4 protein-coding genes and 1 pseudogene are annotated in these 4,401 nt (G+C 57.0%); all 5 read left to right on the forward strand.

What is annotated here, in order from left to right:
• Positions 1-209 (forward strand): ABC transporter permease subunit (locus tag UC14_RS26125; RefSeq protein WP_157962166.1); only part of this gene is annotated, 209 nt, incomplete at its 5' end.
• Positions 210-218: 9 nt separating this feature from the next.
• On the forward strand, positions 219-1,130 hold the full coding sequence (locus UC14_RS26130) for an ABC transporter permease subunit (RefSeq protein ID WP_112198743.1): 912 nt from the start codon (positions 219-221) through the stop codon (positions 1,128-1,130).
• A gap of 30 nt (positions 1,131-1,160) precedes the next feature.
• Positions 1,161-2,226: pseudogene (locus UC14_RS26135) on the forward strand (P1 family peptidase).
• A 90-nt stretch (positions 2,227-2,316) separates the two neighbouring features.
• A complete protein-coding gene (locus tag UC14_RS26140) occupies positions 2,317-3,138 on the forward strand; it encodes a M55 family metallopeptidase (protein ID WP_112198744.1) in 822 nt (273 codons plus the stop codon).
• A 7-nt stretch (positions 3,139-3,145) separates the two neighbouring features.
• Positions 3,146-4,045 carry a LysR family transcriptional regulator gene (locus UC14_RS26145; protein WP_013575730.1) on the forward strand — a complete coding sequence of 300 codons (900 nt, stop codon included), beginning with the start codon at positions 3,146-3,148 and terminating at the stop codon, positions 4,043-4,045.
• The last annotated feature ends 356 nt before the right edge of the window (positions 4,046-4,401 follow it).

Raw genomic sequence — 4,401 nt, forward strand, 5'->3', positions numbered from 1 at the left:
AATTTGGCTTCCTGCTCGGTGGCTCGATCATTGTCGAAAGCGTGTTCAGCTGGCCGGGGCTGGGCTGGTTACTGATCGAATCCATCAAAACGCAGGATCAGCCGGTGATTCAGGCACTGGTCATGCTGTTCGTGTTTGAATTTATTCTGATAAACCTGCTGGTTGATCTGCTGTACGCGGTGGTCAATCCTGCTATCCGTCTGCGTTAGGAGCTGCTCATGACCGATCCTGTCTCTCCTCCGGGAGATATCCAACCGGCTGCGGTAGCCTCGCAAAACGATGATATCCGCTCGCCGTGGTACGACTTTTTTCACACCTTTATCCGTCATCCGATGGCGCTGGTCTCCGGCGGATTTATCCTGCTGCTGGTGCTTGTTGCGGTGTTCGCGCCGTGGCTGGCACCTTTTGACCCGATGACACCAGACTGGATGGCGCTCGGTGTCGGTCCGACGCCGGAACACTGGTTCGGCACCGACGACTTGGGAAGAGATGTCCTCAGCCGCATCATTTATGGTGCGCGTATCTCCCTTTATGTCGGTATTTTTTCGGTCACGCTCGGCATGATTGCCGGTGTGTTACTCGGGCTGCTGGCCGGATATTACGGCCGCTGGCTGGATATGCTGATCATGCGTGGCTCCGACGTGCTGTTCGCTTTTCCGGGCATGTTGCTGGCCATTGCAGTCGTGGCTATTCTCGGTCCGGGGCTGAACAACGTGATCATCGCGGTCGCGGTATTCAGCGTGCCGGTGTTTGCCCGCATCGTGCGCGCTGCTACGTTATCGATTAAACAAAGCGCCTATGTCGAAGCAGTTCGCTGCGTCGGCGCGTCGGACAGGGTGGTGATTTTGCGTCATATCCTGCCGGGCACGCTCTCAAACGTCATCGTCTATTTCACCATGCGTATTGGCACCAGTATCCTGACCGCAGCCAGCCTGAGTTTTATCGGTCTGGGGCCGGAACCGGATGTGCCGGAGTGGGGCAATATTCTGGCGATGAGCCGTAATATGATGATGGCGGGCAAATGGAACGTCAGCGTGTTCCCGGGGCTGGCGATATTCCTCACGGTTCTGGCATTTAATCTGCTCGGCGACGCGCTGCGTGACACGCTGGATCCTAAACTGAAAAAGTAATAGTCACCGAACAGCTGAAACGGAAAACTGATGCATCCGCAACAACATGAAGATGAATTTCAGCAGCAGGCGTTGTCCGCCTTGCTGCAACGCTGGCGCAGGTCGCGCCAGATTTTCCGCCCGCGCTTCCCGTGCGGTGCCACCAATTCACTGACTGATGTGACCGGCGTGACTGTCGGACACAGCACGCTGGCCGCCGGAGATGTGCAGACCGGCGTCACCGCCATCGTGCCGCCGGGCGACGATCTGTATGAAAAGCCGTTGCCCTGTGGCGTGGCGGTGTTAAACGGTTTCGGCAAACCGATGGGGCTGATTCAGGTGATGGAGTTGGGCGAGCTGCAAACGCCGGTACTGCTCAGCAATACCTTCGCCACCGGCACGTTATTTAATGCGCTGGTGAAACGCAGTTGTCAGCAATTTCCGCAGATTGGCCGTCCTGATGCCACCATTAATCCGGTTATCCTCGAGTGCAATGATTTCTATCTTAATGATATTCAGGCGATGGCGGTGAGTGAAGACGACGCGCTGACCGCACTCGACAGCGCGACAAAAACCTTCGCCCGTGGCAGCGTGGGTGCCGGACGTGGCATGAGCAGCTTTGGCTTAAAAGGCGGGATCGGCACCGCCTCGCGCTGGTGCGAAACGCTAAACGCGACATTAGGCGTACTGGTGCTGGCGAACTTTGGCAAACTCTCTGACCTGACGCTTGACGGCGTGCGTGCCGGCGAAGCCATCGCCCAAATCCTGCCGCAACTGGCGCCGCAGGTGGACGCCGGTTCGGTGATTATTGTGATGGCCTGCGATTGCTATCTCGACAGCCGTCAGCTCGGACGTATCGCCAAACGCGCCGGTGCCGGGTTAGGGCGTCTGGGCAGTTACTGGGGGGCATGGCTCAGGGGATATCGCGCTGGCATTTTCGACGCAACGTGACGGTGTCACATTACCGGATGCCGAACTTGAGCCTTTACTGGCACTGGCGGCAGACGCCACAGAACACGCTATTATTGATGCCTTACTGAGTGCTGAAACCGTTTGCGGATTCGACGGACATTACCGGCTGGGGTTGAGTGAAGTATTAGATAATCTGGCGAACTAGCCTGGCTCCTTCCCCTCTCACGAGGGGAAGGCTGGGATGGGGTGTGGGTTTAGCCTCCGTCTGGTAACCAAACCAAAAAGGGAACGACTGATGAAAGTGTTTATCTCTGCGGACATTGAAGGTATTGCGGGTGTCATGCGTCCTGAGCAGTGCAGCCCGGGGAATTCAGATTACGAGGCCGCCCGTGCACTGATGGAAGGCGAAGTTAACGCCGCCATCGACGGGGCTTTTGCCGGTGGCGCGATGGAAGTGACGGTGGCCGACAGCCACGCGATGATGCAAAACCTGCGCGCCGATAAAATCGACCCGCGAGCCAGGCTGGTACAGGGTAAACCGCGTGGTTTATCGATGGTCGAAGGGCTGCAACAACAGCAATACGACGGCCTGATGTTTGTCGGCTATCACACTGCCGCAGGCGAAAACGGTGTACTGGCGCACACCATCAATGGCCGCGCTTTTTACCGCGTTAAACTCAACGGCAACGTGGTCGGCGAAAGCGACTTATACGCCGCTGCCGGTGCGGAACTCAACGTGCCGTTATGGCTGGTGACCGGCGACGATCACCTCGAAACCTGGATCCGCCGCTATTACCCTGAATCGCAATATGTCTGCGTCAAACGGGCGATTTCTGCCAATGCGGCCGAATCCGACAGCCCGTCGATTGCCTGTGCCAAAATCCGTAAACAGGCGACCATTGCCGTCAGCAAACCTGCGCCGCTCACTGCCGGAAGATTCAGCGCGCCATACCATCTCGAACTGATGACTGCGAAACCGGTCCTGGCAGATTTATTTTGTCTGATCCCCGGCGTTGAACGTCTCGATGCCGTCACCGTCGGTTATCACAGCCCGACCGTTGCTAATATTATCAGCCTGTTAAGTGCTTTCTCGTACTTAGCCACCACGCAGAAATAGGGCAGCAATGCGTTTACGCCACATCGAAGTGTTTCAGGCCGTGTTACAGGCGGGCAGCGTCAGCGGCGCGGCGCGCCTGCTGAACGTGTCGCAGCCGAATGTCAGCCGCGTGCTGAATCACGCTGAGCAGCAACTGGGTTTCACGCTGTTTGACCGTACACCGCAGGGGCTGATTGTGACGCCGGAAGGGCGGCGGTTAATGCCGGAAGTCGAAGCGTTATTCAGCCATATTCAGGCCATCGGTGAGCTGGCGGAACAGTTACGTCAGGGCGAAGGCCAGCATGTGCGCATTGGTTCGGCACACGCCCTCGGACACAGCGTGATGGCGCCGGTGCTGGTGGATTTCCGCCGTCAGACGCCCGGCGGCAGCGTCGAACTGGTGACCGGACATTTCAACACGCTGAGTCAGGACTTGCTGCAATACAAAATGGATTTCGCGCTGGCATTTGGCGAGCAGGCTACGCAGGAACTGGTTGCTGAGTCGATCTATCAGGCCAATATGGTCGCGCTCCTGCCCAAAGATTCCCCGGTGGAAGGGCCGGTAACGCTGGCGTGGCTGTGCGAAAACGATCTGCTGATGTTGCAGCAGCAGGATCCGCTGGGGCAGGTGCTCAACCGCGTCCTGCGCGAAAACGGTCTGATGCCGCACTCGGCGTTGTTCATCAAAACCTACTCGGTGATCGCCGACATGGTGCTGGCAGGCGGCGGTGTCGGCGTGGTCGATACGTTTACCGCCCGGCGGTATGTTGATCAACTGAAGATCGTGGCGGTAGTGGAACCCCTGCCATTTGAGGTGATTTTGCTGAGCCGCCGGGATCAACCGGCGTCGCAGGCGGCGCTCAGGCTCAGGCAACTGATTAAGCGGAAAGTGGGGGAGTTGAAAGGAGTGCCTTTCGATCCCGTTTAGTTTTTAATTTCAAATTCAAATTCAAATTCAAATTCAAAACCATTGGGCTCGCCGCCCAAACTGGCCTTAAGGGGCGCCTATCGCCGCACCCCTTAAGAATCCCAGGCTCTTTCACTGCGCGCTATCGCTAGATAATATGTTTCAGGTATCACCGTGACAGGCTGGAAATCTTGCCGCTGCGCGGTTCCCTCTCTCGGTCCTGAAGCCTTAGGTCTTCAGGCCGCTCCGTTCGGCAAGATTTCTGAATCGCCCGCGCGATTTTAAATTCAAAGGCAGACTGCTTTCATCTTTTAGAAAAGTGCATTGGCGTGATCAAAAATTTTGCTGAACGGAGCGGCTTCGAGACCACAGGCTCG

The sequence above is a fragment of the Rahnella sp. NRRL B-41462 genome, assembly GCF_003263525.1.
Lineage (GTDB): Bacteria > Pseudomonadota > Gammaproteobacteria > Enterobacterales > Enterobacteriaceae > Rahnella > Rahnella aceris.

What these genes read in the sequence shown, in the direction of transcription:
- UC14_RS26140 (WP_112198744.1), top strand. Translation starts at nt 2,317, where the DNA reads ATGAAAGTGTTTATCTCTGCGGACATTGAAGGTATTGCGGGTGTCATG.
- UC14_RS26145 (WP_013575730.1), top strand. Translation starts at nt 3,146, where the DNA reads ATGCGTTTACGCCACATCGAAGTGTTTCAGGCCGTGTTACAGGCGGGC.
- UC14_RS26130 (WP_112198743.1), top strand. Translation starts at nt 219, where the DNA reads ATGACCGATCCTGTCTCTCCTCCGGGAGATATCCAACCGGCTGCGGTA.